The following is a 13,886-nucleotide window of genomic DNA, read 5'->3' on the forward strand; positions in this document are numbered from 1 at the left end:
CACAGGGACGGGGCCGCAACAGCAGGGCTCACCATGGACGTGCGCCAAGGAGCGCACTGCGCGACGGGCGGCGCCCGGTGCCGGGACGAGGTAGGTCACTCCCGGCGACGCAGACCACAGACGCCTCCGAACTCCGGCAACGCCCGAAGTAAACATCCCCCGGCGACGCGAACCACCGACGCCTCCGAATCCGACGGCAACGGCCGAAGTAAACATCCCCCGCGACGCGGACCACCGCGCTTCCGGCAGCAACAGTGGAAGTAGACAGACCGCTGCGACGCAGACCACCAACGCCTCAGAACAACGCTGGAAGTAGACACCACGGACCGCCGAATCAGCTCTTATCCTGCCCCCGCAAATACTCGACGATCGCCTTCCGATGCTCCGCATCAGGCACCCCGGGGAACGCCATCGACGTCCCGGGCACGACAGCCGCGGGCTGCGCTAGAAACTTATCGAGGCGCTCCGCATCCCACTCTCCTGCCTGCGCCTTCATCGCCACCGAATATTCGTCGTAGCCCTTGGCATCGGCAATGCGCCGCCCGACGACCCCAAACAAATCCGGCCCGATCCGATGCGTCATTCCATCCGTCACGGTATGACATCCCAGACACTGGGTCGCAAACAAACTCGCGCCATTCTGCGTAGTCGCCGGCTCCAGCGTCGTGAGGGCCCAGTCATCGCTCCAGATCATGATTCGACCATCCGGCATCTGCAGGATGTCACGCACTCGCTTGTCCAGCGCGATCGGTTCCTGCACGACGACCCGGTCCTCGACCACCACCAGTCGATAGAGCGAGCGGCTCGACAGCGAGCCCACCAGCAGGTTGTCCTGCCAGATCGGGAACAGCTCGCCATTGAGAGCGGCAATGTCACAGACGCCAATACTGGGCACCCACGCCATCGTCGGCTGTTGATAGCCGACGTGCTGGCCTTGATGTTGGTTGCGGGGCCAGAGGTTCGTGCCGTACTCGGTACCGTAAGTCACATTGGGCCAGCCGTAGTTGGTCTGGTCCTGTAACAGATTGAGCTCGTCGCCGCCCTGCTCGCCGTGCTCCGTCAGCCACAGCTTGCCATCGCGTGAGCGCGTGATCCCTTGCGGATTGCGGTGACCCATGGAGAAGACTCGATGCTGGCGCGTGGCCAGATCGATCAGGATCGTCTTGCCGAAATCCGTCGCCGGGTCCTGCGCGAAGATCTGGGTCGATTCGATGCCGGAGAAACCCGAGTCGCCCACCGTCAGCAGCAGTTTGTTTCCTTCCAGCAGCAACAACTCGCCACCGATCTCCTCGCCTCGGAACGGATTCTTGCCTCGCTTACGATCCGGCCCCTTGAGCGGCACACAGGGCGTCGTCTCGAACACGGTCGACCACTGCGCCTTGGCGACGCTCTGCTCGAAAGTGGCCAGCGGCGCCGTCAGCTCCGACACGCGCGCGACGAAACATTCGTCCTTCGCATTCCAATAGTGATGCGAAGCGAAGACGTGCACATTGTCGCCCTCCACGCCCGCGACCACATCAGCCACGCGGAAGCGCCACGTTTGCACTTTCGGCGGACCGGCCTCGCGCCAGTCCATGGACCGCTTCGGTTGTCTCGACGAGCCGCCCATCGCCTTCGCGAACTCTTCACGATTCGCCGGCACCTGAGTCGCGAGCTCAGTGACTTTGAAACCATCGCGCGCAGCGGGCGCGTCGATGAGATAGAGATGTCCGTCGCCAGTACCGAGCAGCACCCGATCGCCAACCAGGGTCAAGCCGCCGCCGCGCGTGGCAGGCTCGGGAATCCAGCCTTCTCTGATGGTCGCGCGCAGTGGATAGAACGCCGTTGAGAAGTACGCCTCGCGCGTGGTGTGAGCGACCTCGGCCGGGTTATCGACATTGCCGAATGCGTAAACCGCCAGCGCACCGACGGCAACGGCGATCGCCGCCACGGGAATTCGCCGCAGGTTCAGCGGGCTGATCGCCAGTGGCACGGCGACGGCCAGGACCACGACCAGGGGAATCAGCAAAAAGCGCGGCAGGGAAATGGATACGGCGGCCGCGGCGATCAGAAACAAACTCAACACCGCGAACGAGCGGATCAGCGCCTTGCCGGCGGTCGGCCAGCTGGCGATGCGATCCAGCAACAGCGACAGCAAACACGCCGTGCCAAACGCGCCGAGCGCCACCAGCAGCGCCAGCTTTTGCGGCCGTTGCAGCGATCCCCACAACTCCGCGTACTTCAACACGGGGAGCAACAGCAAAACGAGCGCGCCACAGGCGTACCACGCCAGGCGCTGCCACAGAGGCGGATGCGCGTCGCTCAATCGAGTCCCCGTCCCTCGCTTGTTATAAGAAGCGGCTCAGGGCGTAACGCGAGCGGTGCGGCCGGAGATCCCCCGCGACAGGAAAATTATCACGGCGGCCGCGGCCGCCTGATCAAAGGTTGGCGTCGAACCAGGCGAGTACGCGGGTCAGCACATCCTTGTGGTGCTCGTATTCGTGCATCCAATGCGGCTCGCGGGGATAGCGGATCATGGTCACCGGCTTGTTCAGGTAGCGCATGCCCACATACATCTGTTCGCCCAGGTCGATGGGCACGCGGGTGTCCTGTTCGCCGTGGAGAATCAGGACGGCGCCCTGGACCTTGTCCAGGAAGCGGATGGGGGAGTGGGCGTCGAGCTGCGCGTGATTGGCGAAGGGGTCGCCGAAGTAGCCGGTGATGAAGTCGGGGGTATCGGTCGTCAAGCCCATGGCGGCCACGTCGAGCGGCGCCGCGCCGACGATGGCAGCCTTGAAGCGATCGCCATGAGTGACCGCCCAGGCGGACATGAAGCCGCCATAACTCCAGCCGCCAATGCCCAGACGCGATGGCTCGACGATCCGCTGTTTGATCAACGCATCGACGCCATCGATCACATCCTGATAATCGCCGCCGCCCCAATCGCCCTTGGCGGCTTTGGCAAATGCAGTGCCCTGCCCATCGGAGCCGCGTGGATTCGGCAGGAACACGGCGTAGCCGTGGGACGCCAGCATCTGTGCCCATTCATGCCACGAACCGAGCCAGCCCGACCACCACGCCCACTCGGGGCCGCCGTGAATCTGCACGACCGTCTTCACCGGCGTTCCTTGCACGTAGCCCGGCGGTGTGACGAGCACGCCATAAATCGCTTTGCCGTCGGTCGTCGCGGTCCAGGAGATCTCACGCGCCTCGCCGAGCTGCCACGATGCGGTCTGCGGGTTGGTTCTCGTAACAGCCTTCTGCGTCTTGCCCGACATGACCCACACTTCGGGCGGCTGATGGAAGGCGCTGCCAACGTATGCGATGGTTTTTCCATCCGCGCTCGCGCTGAAGCCATACGGGCCGACGTAGAGCGCGTCGGCGACATGTTTGATTTCGCAGTTGCTCGCGTCGAGCTGGGCGAAGCCGGTGCGTGTGTTCTCGAACTTGTGAACGAGTAATGCTCGTCCGTCGTTGTTCCACCGCATCTCGCCCAGCAAACCGGGATAGCTCTCGCCGCAGTTCGTGACTTTGCCAGAACGGAAGTCATGGATACGCGGCTCGGCGCCGATGCCGTCGTCGTAAATCTCCGAGTAAGCGAGTCGTTGCCCATCCGGCGACCACGCCGGCGCGATAGCAGCGGCGCGCCTGGCGATCGGCGGGTTCAAACGTTTCTCGGCGAGATCGAGAATCGCCAGATCGGAGCGATACCAATGCGCATTGATGTCAGGGGTCTGAGCGGTGCGCAGTGCCAGCCGGGCGCCATCTGGCGACCACGACAGCATGCTCACATGAATGTTTTCTGGAGTGACCCGCTCTGCCGCACGCGAGCTCAAATCGTAGATCCACACGCGCTGCCTCTGTGGATTGGCATCGACTTCGATCGCATCCTGACGAAGCGCAATCCGCGCGCGAACATCGGTAGAGAGCGAATCCGCCGCAAGGAAGGCAATGCGTCGACCATCGGGCGACCAGCGGAAGTCGGCGATGTCGCCGTCGATCTTGGTCAGCGGCTGAGCTTCGCCGCCGTCGAGAGAAAGCAACCACAATTGTCGACTGTGCTTGCCCGGGTCCAGTGGACTCGCGCGACTGGAGAGAAACGCGATTCGTCGGCTGTCGGGCGCCCAGCGCGCGTTGCCCGACTCGCCTGCGCCGATGACCAGCGCGCGTTCCGGTTTGCTGCCATCGGCCGGCACCAGCCACAGACTCGTATCGTCGTGTTCCGCACCGGACACCCGGCGCAGCACCGAGTACACGATCGATTTGCCGTCGGGTGAGATCTGCGGATCGGTGACTTCGCGCAGATCGACGATGTCGACCGGCTCGATACGTTGCGGAGCCGCCGACGGCGATGCGGCTTGCGCAACCGCCGTCAGCAGTACCGATAGCCCGACGACGCGAACCAATGAGTTCACGGGCTCAGCGCATCTTCCAGTCGAGCGACACACCGATGGTGCGCGGACGAATGATGAAGTCCTGCACGCCCAGGCCGAAGTCGTCATAACCGAACGTTACCCCGCGCTTGTCGGTCACATTGTTTACGAACGCAGTCACACCGACGCTCGCGAACTGACCGCTGAGGCGCAGATCCGTCTGACCGTAGCCGTTGATGCGCAGGTCCGGCGTCTGCAGCGACTGCGGCGCGTCCGAGAGATAACGATGCGCCAACGTGATCGTCGGCTCCCACGAGGCCGGCAAGCGTGCAATCGCCATCGCCGAGATCTGCCACTCGGACGAACCCGGCAACTGTTGACCGTCTCGCAGAATTACGTTGGGGACCTGCTGGCCGTTCACGGTGGTATAGCTGATGACGGTCTGCGTGAGCCTCGCATCCAGGTGCGTGAGATTCAGTGAGAGATCGAATGCATCCGTCACGCGCCACAGCCCGCTGAATTCCTGGCCGACGTTGCGCGCCTTACCCGCGTTGGTGCCGTAGGTGAAATTGTCCGGACGGTACAGGCGCACCTGCAGATCGCTCCAGTCGATCACGAACGCCGTGAGGTCCAGTTGCAAACGGCGATCGAACGCGCTGGCGCGCACGCCGACTTCGTAGTTCCACAATGAATCGGTCTTCCAGCCGGCCGGCGTATTGAAGCCCTCCAGCGGAGCGTTCGTATTCGGGTTGCCGAAGCGATAACCCTTCGACGCGAGGCCGTATACCATCAGGTCGTCATCGCGGCGCCACGCCAGCGACAGCTTTGGCGCAAAACCGTCCTGAGTCTGATGGCCGTGCGGCAGGGAGAACGAGCCGGGATACAACACACCGTAGTAGGTCGCGTCGCTGCTGACCTCAGTGTCGAACCAGCGGCCGCCGAAGGTCAGCGTCCACTGCTCGGCGAACCGATAGTTGGCTTCGCCGAAGATGGCCTTTTCCTCGCCCTCGATCTTGCTGACGCCCCAGTAGAACATGTCGCCACGCAGATCCGACTGAGCGCGACGGACCGAGAGGATTTCGTACGACCCTTCGGAAGTGATGTAGTCCTTGAAGGTCTTGTCCGTCGATGTGCCCATCACGCCGATGAGATAATCGAACTTCTCGCCCTTCGGCGACGCCAGACGCAGCTCGTAGCTGCGGTTCAGGCTTTTGCCGGTGTCCTGATACGGCGTCGGGTTCGGCAGTACTTCACCCGGCGTATCGGCGTCGATCCGCGGCAATACGCTGTAGAAGGTGGTGAAATCGTTGGTCAGGTTGCGCTTCTTTTCGCTGTAGCCCACCAGCGCGGTCAGCGTCGCGAAGCCGACATCCTGGTCGACGCGCAGGCTGTGCAACTGCAGCTCGTATTCCACAGGCTCGTTAATCAGCGTGTCGCGCGTGAACTCGCCGAGATCCGGATAACGATAGCCGAAGTCGGGCGTGCGGTTCTTGTCGTAGAGGCTGAGCAGCGAGATCTTGCTGCCCTCGGCCGGCATCCACACCGCGGAGAATCGTCCGCCCTTGTCGCTCTGTTCGTTGGTCGCTTTACGACCGGTGCCGATATTGTCGAGGTAGCCCGCGTCGGTTCGATAGTAAGCCACGCCGCGAATCGCAAACGAATCGCTCAGCGGCACATTGAGCATGCCCTTCGCGGAATAGTTGGTGTTGCCATCGCTGTGATGCGTGCTGCCGGCGGACGTTTGGACCGCCGCGTCGAAACCATCGGTGCTCGCTTCGCGGGCCACGTAGTTGATCGCGCCACCCAGTGCCGAGGAACCGAACAACGTGCCCTGCGGCCCGCGCAAGACTTCAACACGCTCCACATCGAACGAGTCGACGTCAGGAATCGCGATGGCATAGCCCGGCTCGGTCAGCGGAATTTCGTTGATGTAATAACCGGTGGGGCCCTGACCCTGATCCTTGCCCACCGACGTGCCGACGCCGCGAATGATGGCGGTCGAGTCACCGAGCGGACCGGCGTTGAACACCACGCCCGGCGTGCGGGACAGATAGTCCTGGAAGCTCTGCGCGCCGATCGCTTCGAGCTGCTGGCCCGACATCGCGGACACCGAGCCTGCGATGTCACGAGCACGCTCGGGACGTTTGGTCGCGGTGACGATCACTTCGTAGAGTGATTCGGTAGGTTCGGCGGCACCACCAGGACCAGACGCCGCAGCAGTGCTGCGAGCGGGCGCGGGCGGCGGCTCGGCCTGAGCAAGCATCAGACGAACAGCAGGGCCGCTCGGCGAATCGGACGTCGGACGCGATGTCACATTCGACATGTCGCGCACCAGGATCGCGTTGGAATCCGTGACGCTGTAAGTCAGACCCGTATCGGCCAGAATTTTCTTCAGCGCATCCAGGTCGTCGAAGCGGCCGACCACGCCATGGGTCAGCTTGCCCTGGGTCAACTCGGGCGCGAAAAAGATTTCGCGATTGCTCTGGAACGCGAACGCCTTGAGCGCGCTGCCCAGGTCCTGCGCTTCGATATTGAAAGTGCGCGGCTCGACGCGGTTCGCGGCCACGGCCTGCGACAGGCTCGGGGCACCGCCTGCGGCGGCCAGCACGCAAGCAATGATAGCCTTCAGATGCGGACGAGCCGCAGCCTTGATCTGCATGAACCTACTCCCCTTTCTGGTGTTGTGTAACCAGTAAGACGCAGGCCGCTGCAAAAGTGTTAAGCGGGAATGTCCACGGGGTTACTGCGCGCCCCTCAGCAGGATGCGAGTGTCGTCGCGGCTGGCGATCCGCAATGGGTAATGACCGGTGACGGTCTCGACGAAGCTCTCGCTGTATCCCGCCTTGAACACGCCGCTGACGCGCAGTTGTCCCAGCGCCGGGTCGGCCAGCTCGATGCGCGTCGCAGAGTAACGATTGATTTCGGCGATGGCTGCTTCGAGCGTGTCGTTGTCGAACACGACCTGGCCTTGACGCCAGCTCAGCACCTTCGCCACGTCCGCCTTACGCTTCTCGGCAGGCGCATCGTCCGAGGAGATCAATGCTTCACCGGCCACGAGCAGCTCCGGCATCGGCGGCGTGCTGATCAATCGCGCCAGCGGCGACAGAATGGGCTCGACCGACACCTTACCTTCAGCCAGCGTGACCTGCACCGAATCGCGACTGTCGAGCCGCACATCGAACGCGGTGCCCAGCGCAGTCACGCGACGATTGCCGGCTTCCACCACGAACGGACGGTTGGGATTCTTCGCAACCTGAAACCACGCCTGGCCCGCGAGCAGCCGCACGTTGCGCTGTTCCGGCGTGAAGCGGATTTCGACCCGGCTGTTGGTATTCAACACCACGGAGGAACCATCCGACAGCGTGATATTTGAGCGTTCGCCGACAGCAGTACGAAACGCGCCGCCCTCGGTCGTCGTGCCCATGATGCTGGCCGGACGCGCAGCGGGGTCATCCTTGAACAAAGGATTGACCAGATACGCAATTGCGACTGCCACGCCGACTACCGCAGCAGCCGCAGCGAATCGGAAGAAGCGCACGCGGTGAGTCGCGCTCAACGCCTCACGACGCAGTTTCAAGACGCGCGCATCCACGCGGGCCGACGCAAGCGCGCCCCACGAGCGCTCGACAGCCTCGAACGCCGCTTTGTTACGCGGATCAGCCGCGACCCATGCGTCGAACTCGGCGTAAGCCTGCGCCGAATCGTCCTCATCCAGACGAGTGTGCCAATCCGCGGCCGCGGCGTATGCATCGTCGTGGAGCGGTTCCGTGCTCACTTGTCCAACCCCCGCGCCATGTGTTCCTTGGCACGCCGCAAATGAAAACGCACTGTCTCGACACTGATCTGCAGGCTGGCTGCGATCTCCTCCTGTTTCATACCTTCGTACAGACGTAACACGAACACCTGGCGGGTGCGCGCCGGCAGCTCGAGCAAGGAGCCGAGCGCCCGATCGAGCAGCTGCCTGCCCTGTAAGACGCGCTCCGGCGAAAAATCGTTAGTGGGAAGGTCGCAATGGTCGATCGGATCGTGATCCGAGGCATGCCGCACGGCCCGGCGACGGACCCGGTCGCGAATCACATTGGCCGCGACCTGGAAGACATAACCCTCCAGATACTCGATGTCCGAGAAGTTGGGCCGGTGCGCCAGCCGGATAAAGACTTCCTGCACCAGGTCGTCGATGTCGTAGCTTTCGCGAATGCGCTTTTCGAAATAGCTGGTCAAGGGACGGCGATAGCGCCGGTCCAGGTGCACCAGGAATTGCACCGAATCGCCCGCGTCGGAGGCAGCGGGATCGGCAACAGCGACTTGTTTGCGCCAGCGAAACATCGAGGCCAGGAAAAGCTTTCGGCGATAGTTTGGCGCCGAGCTTAGAGCCGCGGCTGGCTCGGGAGCAAGCGCGCCGCTCAGTCCGCCAGCTCGATCCAGGTGGGCGCGTGATCGCTCGGCTTCTCCCAGCCGCGCACGTCGCGATCGACCCCGCCGGCCTTGAGCCGCTGCAATGCCGGCGCGTTCAACAGCAGATGATCGATGCGCAGACCGGCGTCGCGGCCGTAGGCGTTCCGGAAATAATCCCAGAAGGTATAAATCGTTGCGTCCGGATGCAGATGCCGGATCGCATCCACCCAGCCTTGCTCGACGATGCGGCCGAACGCCTCGCGCGTCTCGACCCGGAACAGCGCGTCGTCGACCCAGCGCTCGGGCTTGTAAACATCGTTGCCGGTGGGAATGACGTTGTAGTCGCCGGCCAGCACGACGGCATTGCCGCTGCCGATCAGCTCGGCGGCATGCACTCGCAGGCGCTCGAGCCAGCGCAGTTTGTAATCGAACTTCTCGCCCGGCGCCGGATTGCCGTTGGGCAGATACAAACATCCGATGACCACGTCGCGCACCACCGCCTCGATATAACGGCTGTGCGAATCTTCCGGATCGCCCGGCAACGCGCGCCGGATCTCGGTGGGCTCGCAGCCTTTGCTGAGAATGGCCACGCCGTTGTAACTCTTCTGACCGTGCCAGATCACGCCGTAGCCCAGCTCACGAATGGCCGCTTCGGGGAATTTCTCCGACGGCGTCTTCAGCTCCTGCAGACAGGCCACGTCGGGCGATGTTTCCTGCAGCCAGCGCTGCAGGCTGGGCAAGCGGGCATGAACGCTGTTGACGTTATAAGTGGCAATCCGCATGTCTGTGTTCTCTCATCGAAAGCGGCCGAGGCCCTTTCGAAATCAACCCTTCGCAATGAACGCGTCGATGTTACGTGCCAGAACCACCATCGGCACGTCGCCGCCCATCACCACCGCGTCATTGAACTTGCGGAAGTCGAACTTGTTGCCGAGCGACGCCTGCGCCTTCTTGCGCAGCCGGTTGATCTCGCTGTGACCCACTTTGTAACCGCAGGCCTGTCCCGGCCACGCGCAATAACGATCGACCTCGCTGGAGACTTCGTCGATCCCCGAGCCGTTGGTGCGCGCAAACCACTCGATGGCTTGCTGTCGCGTCCAGCGTTTCGCATGCAAGCCAGTATCGACCACCAGACGACACGCACGAAATGCGATGGACTGCAGATAACCCAGCCGGCCGAACGGATCGTTGTCGTAAACGCCGAGCTCCGACGCCAGCTGTTCGGCGTATAGCGCCCAACCCTCGGCGAACGCATTGAACGCCAGCAGTGAGCGGAACAGCGGCAGCTTGAATGTATATTCGCCCTGCCACACGTGACCGGGAATGGACTCGTGATACGTCAGCGTCGGCAACGCATATGTGGTCCACAGCTTGGTCGTGTGCAGATTGATCCAGAACTTGCCCGGCACCTTGCCGTCGATCGTGCCGGCGCCGCCGTAGGCACCCGGCGCGCCCGGCTCCACTTCCGGCGCCATGCGCTGGATCTCGAGATTGCCCGGCACCAGCGTTGCGAAGGCGCGCGGCAATCGCTTGCGCATGTCCGCCACGCGATCGTGAAGCAGCGTCATGATCTGCTCGCGACCCTTGTCGTTGTCCGGGAACAGGAAACGTTCCTGCTTGCCGAGCGCGGTCATGCGCTCGCCGACGGTTCCTTGGGTGAGGCCCTGTGCTTTCAGGATCACATCCATTTCGGACTGCAGCGCGCGCAATTCTTCCTGGCCGAGTTGATGAATCTGCTCCGGCGTCATGCGCGTCGTCGTGCCCGCGCTCAACGCCCAAGCGTAGTACTCATCACCGCGTGGCAGCTTCCACACGCCTGCGTCGCTGGTGGCCTTCTTGCGCTGAGCTTCCAGTTCGGTGAGCTGACGCTGGAGCGCGGGCTGGATCTTGTCTTTCGCGATCTTCGTGGCCTTGGCCGCGTAGTCGCCTTTCATGGCCTTGGCCCGGTTCGCCAGCGACGTGACCAGCGACCATTCGGCAATGTTGCCACCGCCGGCCATGCGCAATTGCTTGAGCGTCTTGTCCAGCAGGAAGTCCGGTGCGATCACGCCTTGCGCGGCGGCCGAGTGCAACCGGCCGGTCTCGCCTTCGATCTGTCCCGCATAGGCTTCGAGCCGGGACAGATAGGCATCGGCATCCGCCGGCGATTCCACCGTGTGGCGCGTGTCCAGCAGACTCGGGATTTCCAGGAACGCACCGGTGTTCTGCGCGACCACATAAGGCGCGTTCCGGTACGACCAGTTCTGATTCAGGGTGGCAACATCGCCATAAGGAAAGGCGAAGCCTTCGCTGGCGAACTCATGCGAGGTGCGCATGACGTCCACATCGACGCGAGTCGCGTCGCTCAGAGTCGAAGTGTCGATGGCCTTCAGCCGCTGCAAGCGTTTCGCGACCCGTTGCGCGATGGCGCGCTGACCCTCGGCCGAGCGATCCGTCAGCTTCGACTTCAGCGGCGCGCGCGGCCCGCTATCGATGCCCAGGCCCGTCGCGCTTTCGGGATAGTCGACCATCAGCTCTTCGGCCAGCTCGGCGAGCAGCGCCTCGGCGGCCTGGTCGGCGCTGGACGCAGCGTTGGCCCGAACGCTCGCGGGCAGATTGGCCAAGGCCAGAGCGGCACCGGTCCCCACTAGAAAATCGCGACGGCTGGCGGTCATCGGCAGACTATCCCTCTGACAAAATAAAGCTGGCCTGCGGCGGCGAGCGCCGTAAGGCTTGCGGCAGGGTGAGGTGTGCTTATGGCCCAGGCGCCGTCGGGCGAGCGCCCGACGGGCTGGAATCTGGAGCGGGCGACGGGTCTCGAACCCGCGACCTCAAGTTTGGGAAACTTGTGCTCTACCAACTGAGCTACACCCGCGTTGGCTCGATTCTAGGGGGTGCGCCCGCCCCGATCAATTGGCGCGGGCGGTATACTGCCGCCCCTCATTCATCCCCCGCCGTTGCCGTCCGTGGCTCTGAGATTCGATTTACGTGACCTGGAATTGTTCGTGGCCGTCGCCGACGCGGGCAGCATCGCGCGGGCTGCCGAACGTTCGCACACCGTCGCTTCGGCGGTGAGCAAGCGGGTCTCCGACCTGGAAGACAATCTGGGCTGCCCGCTGCTGCTGCGCGGGGCGAAAGGCGTCGAACTGACCGCGGCCGGCCATGCGCTGCTGGCAAGAGCCCGGGTCCTGTTGCATCAGGCGGCGCAGCTGGACGATGAGATGCGCCGTCATGCCTCGGGCACGCGCGGCTACGTGCGGATGTTTGCAAACATCTCCGCCATCGTTGAGTTCCTGCCGGACGCGCTGGCCTCGTTCGCGAAACGGCATCCCGACATTCACGTGCATCTCGAAGAGCACGTGAGCTCGGCGATCGCCGCGGCGGTCGCCGACAACTCCGCCGATCTCGGCATCGTGAGCGAGCTGCCCGCCATCGACGGCCTCACCACCCTGCCCTTCAGAAACGACGATCTGGTGGTGGTGTTGAAACCCGACCACCCGTTGGCGAAGCGCAGCTCGCTGTCGTTCGTGGAGCTGATCGATCAACCGTTCGTCGGCCTGCACGCCGGCAGCTCGTTGCATCGTTTGCTGACGCGCGCGGCAACCGAAGCCGACCGCTCGCTGAACTGGCGCGTGCAGGTGACGAGTTTCGACGCCGCCTGCGCAATGGTTGCGTCCGGGCTCGGTGTCAGCATCGTGCCCCGGGCCGCAACCAGTGTTTATATCCGCTCGCTGTCCCTCACCTCGGTGCCGCTCACCGATCCGTGGGCGCACCGGCAATTGTTTCTTTGTATTCGCACCGGGGCGCCGCTGCACTCCGCTGCCAAATCGCTTTACGACCATTTGCAAGCTCACGCCGTCCAGAAATGACTCCGGAAGATAGAGAAGGCCCGTCCGAAGACAGCCCGGCGGCATCGCCGTCGCGTCGAAGCATCCGTAGCTTTGTGATCCGCGGCGGCCGTCAAACCGTCGCTCAAGAGCGCGCCATGGCCGAGCTGTGGCCGCGCTATGGCGTGGAGTTCAGTGCGCAGCCGGTTGATCTGGATCAAACGTTCGGCCGTCAGGCACCGCGCATGCTCGAGATCGGCTTCGGCGCAGGCGAAGCGTTGCTGGCGTTTGCGCAGGCGCATCCCGAGCTGGATTGCATCGGCGTGGAAGTCCACAAACCCGGCGTCGGTCACTTGTTGCTCGGCGCCGAGCATGCCGGGCTGAAGAATCTGCGGGTCATCTGTCACGACGCCGTCGAGGTGTTACAACAACAGCTGCCACCCGGCGCCATCCAGCTGATCCATATTTTCTTTCCCGATCCCTGGCACAAGAAACGTCATCACAAGCGTCGCCTGATCCAGCCCGAGCTGGTGGAATTGCTGGCGCGAGTGCTGGCAACGGGCGGCAAACTGAGGCTGGCCACCGATTGGGAACATTACGCCCTGCAGATGCGCGAGGTCATCGATGCCTCGACGTCGTTCATCAACGACGCTCCCGATACCGGTTTCGTCGAGCGTAACGAGGAGCGCCCGCTCACACGCTTCGAGCGGCGCGGCCATCGGCTGGGCCACGGTGTCTGGGACCTGAGCTACACACGCGTTGGCTCACCATCACAATAAAGTCACATTCGTATCGCCAGCAAAAAATTCACGTTGCTCACAAAACACCACGCGCTCGTGAGGGTGACTTGGTTGATGCCTTGCAGAAAAAATCCCACTTGAATCCAGCGCGGCGCAGGACTAAAAGAAACCTCGACATTTACGCGCTTGTCTGCCGACGCATGGATGCTTCCGCAAGGATGCTCCCCACTCCTGCTGGAGGATGGTCAATGACTTCGCCGAGCCCCGTGGTGGGTGACTGGTATCGCCGCTTCAATGGCACCTTGATCGAAGTGGTCGCGGTGGATCGCGACGATGGCACTGTGGAAGTACAGCACTTCGACGGCACCCTGGAAGAATTCGATCTGGAAGCTTGGGAAGAACAGGACTTCGAAGAGGCACAGGCGCCCGAAGACTGGACCGGCTCGGTCGATGTCGAGCCCGAGGACTATGACTCCGAGCGGGAGATCACCGCGACCGGTTCCTGGACCGATCCGCTGATGAGCCTGGATCGCTCGGAAGCCTCGGGTTATTCCGAGTGGCCGTCGCCGCGCGATCTCTGATCCGACGCCTCG

At 63.2% G+C, this 13,886-nt stretch carries 10 protein-coding genes and 1 tRNA gene; 3 read left to right on the top strand and 8 right to left on the bottom strand.

The window, feature by feature from the left end; all coding sequences use genetic code 11:
- Positions 1–334: 334 nt before the first annotated feature.
- The 8 genes from EKO19_RS37895 to EKO19_RS37930 all read right to left on the bottom strand — a co-directional run bounded on the left by EKO19_RS37895 (position 335) and on the right by EKO19_RS37930 (position 11,601).
- Positions 335–2,305, bottom strand: coding sequence for a PQQ-dependent sugar dehydrogenase (locus EKO19_RS37895; protein WP_129782646.1), 1,971 nt, complete (start codon positions 2,303–2,305; stop codon positions 335–337).
- Positions 2,306–2,417: 112 nt separating this feature from the next.
- Positions 2,418–4,394 (bottom strand): S9 family peptidase, encoded by a 1,977-nt coding sequence (locus tag EKO19_RS37900; protein ID WP_175597352.1) that lies wholly within the window; start codon positions 4,392–4,394, stop codon positions 2,418–2,420.
- 4 nt (positions 4,395–4,398) lie between these two features.
- Entirely contained in the window at positions 4,399–7,011 is a 2,613-nt protein-coding gene (locus EKO19_RS37905; RefSeq protein ID WP_129782648.1) for a TonB-dependent receptor, read from the bottom strand.
- Between the two features lie 81 nt (positions 7,012–7,092).
- Positions 7,093–8,127 (bottom strand): FecR family protein, encoded by a 1,035-nt coding sequence (locus EKO19_RS37910; protein WP_129782649.1) that lies wholly within the window; start codon positions 8,125–8,127, stop codon positions 7,093–7,095.
- Positions 8,124–8,678: an RNA polymerase sigma factor gene (locus EKO19_RS37915; RefSeq protein WP_129782650.1), complete on the bottom strand. Its 555-nt coding sequence runs from the start codon at positions 8,676–8,678 to the stop codon at positions 8,124–8,126. The genes EKO19_RS37910 and EKO19_RS37915 overlap by 4 nt, the downstream gene beginning before the upstream one ends.
- A gap of 77 nt (positions 8,679–8,755) precedes the next feature.
- A complete protein-coding gene (gene xth, locus EKO19_RS37920) occupies positions 8,756–9,529 on the bottom strand; it encodes an exodeoxyribonuclease III (RefSeq protein ID WP_129782651.1) in 774 nt (257 codons plus the stop codon).
- A gap of 42 nt (positions 9,530–9,571) precedes the next feature.
- On the bottom strand, positions 9,572–11,401 hold the full coding sequence (locus tag EKO19_RS37925; RefSeq protein ID WP_129782652.1) for a DUF885 domain-containing protein: 1,830 nt from the start codon (positions 11,399–11,401) through the stop codon (positions 9,572–9,574).
- A gap of 124 nt (positions 11,402–11,525) precedes the next feature.
- Positions 11,526–11,601, bottom strand: a tRNA-Gly gene (locus tag EKO19_RS37930).
- Between the two features lie 91 nt (positions 11,602–11,692).
- On the opposite strand from EKO19_RS37930, the gene EKO19_RS37935 reads away from it, so the two are divergent.
- From EKO19_RS37935 to EKO19_RS37945, 3 genes are all read left to right on the top strand, one after another.
- Entirely contained in the window at positions 11,693–12,595 is a 903-nt protein-coding gene (locus EKO19_RS37935) for a LysR family transcriptional regulator (RefSeq protein ID WP_217705858.1), read from the top strand.
- Positions 12,592–13,332, top strand: a complete 741-nt coding sequence (gene trmB / locus EKO19_RS37940) for a tRNA (guanosine(46)-N7)-methyltransferase TrmB (protein ID WP_129782653.1) — start codon at positions 12,592–12,594, stop codon at positions 13,330–13,332. The genes EKO19_RS37935 and trmB overlap by 4 nt, the downstream gene beginning before the upstream one ends.
- A gap of 209 nt (positions 13,333–13,541) precedes the next feature.
- Positions 13,542–13,874 carry a DUF6763 family protein gene (locus tag EKO19_RS37945; RefSeq protein ID WP_129782654.1) on the top strand — a complete coding sequence of 111 codons (333 nt, stop codon included), beginning with the start codon at positions 13,542–13,544 and terminating at the stop codon, positions 13,872–13,874.
- The last annotated feature ends 12 nt before the right edge of the window (positions 13,875–13,886 follow it).

The organism is Peristeroidobacter soli, assembly GCF_004138485.1.
In the GTDB taxonomy this organism is placed as follows: Bacteria; Pseudomonadota; Gammaproteobacteria; order Steroidobacterales; family Steroidobacteraceae; genus Steroidobacter; species Steroidobacter soli.

What these genes read in the sequence shown, in the direction of transcription:
- EKO19_RS37945 (WP_129782654.1), top strand. Translation starts at nt 13,542, where the DNA reads ATGACTTCGCCGAGCCCCGTGGTGGGTGACTGGTATCGCCGCTTCAAT.
- EKO19_RS37905 (WP_129782648.1), bottom strand. Translation starts at nt 7,011, where the DNA reads ATGCAGATCAAGGCTGCGGCTCGTCCGCATCTGAAGGCTATCATTGCT.
- EKO19_RS37915 (WP_129782650.1), bottom strand. Translation starts at nt 8,678, where the DNA reads ATGTTTCGCTGGCGCAAACAAGTCGCTGTTGCCGATCCCGCTGCCTCC.
- xth (WP_129782651.1), bottom strand. Translation starts at nt 9,529, where the DNA reads ATGCGGATTGCCACTTATAACGTCAACAGCGTTCATGCCCGCTTGCCC.
- trmB (WP_129782653.1), top strand. Translation starts at nt 12,592, where the DNA reads ATGACTCCGGAAGATAGAGAAGGCCCGTCCGAAGACAGCCCGGCGGCA.
- EKO19_RS37925 (WP_129782652.1), bottom strand. Translation starts at nt 11,401, where the DNA reads ATGACCGCCAGCCGTCGCGATTTTCTAGTGGGGACCGGTGCCGCTCTG.